The organism is Halorubrum sp. Atlit-26R (assembly GCF_003666015.1).
Taxonomy (GTDB): domain Archaea; phylum Halobacteriota; class Halobacteria; order Halobacteriales; family Haloferacaceae; genus Halorubrum.
Genome location: NZ_QPLT01000501.1, coordinates 1 through 455 on the forward strand (window position 1 = coordinate 1; position 455 = coordinate 455).

At 43.1% G+C, this 455-nt stretch carries 1 protein-coding gene; it reads right to left on the reverse strand.

Features of this window, described 5'->3' with window-relative positions; all coding sequences use genetic code 11:
- The coding region (locus DVK07_RS23130) for a hypothetical protein (RefSeq protein WP_199719735.1) at window positions 1-455 on the reverse strand (455 nt) is incomplete at both ends.

Sequence of the window (455 nt, forward strand, 5' to 3'; positions counted from 1 at the left end):
CTGTTTGATGGATAGCCTTCTTTACTGCTAAACCGACTGTCACTGTAACGCTCAATAAAATCACGGACTTGTTGGAGAATACTCTGTCCTTCCAGTGGCGCATTACCTACTGATGTTAACCATGACTGAAACATTGAAAACATAGTGTTCGTTGCATAACCGGCTTCCCACCCTGTCAGTCCGAATTTAGTGGCGAGTTCTCCTGCCAATGCTAGCAATGCAAAACGTCTGGCAACACGCCTGGCCTGTCCACTAGCGTCAACTGGGTTAAATTCCTTGAGGGATTCAAATTTATGGAAATGAGTGGATAATTTTAACTTGCCATTCATCAAGCGAGAAAGAAATGTACGCCCTGCAACGCCGTAATTAATTTTTGATTGGGCTTTAAGATGTTCTGATAGTTCAGCACCAGAGTTAAAGTGATGAAGATTATACCATGCACCATGAATCCGTTG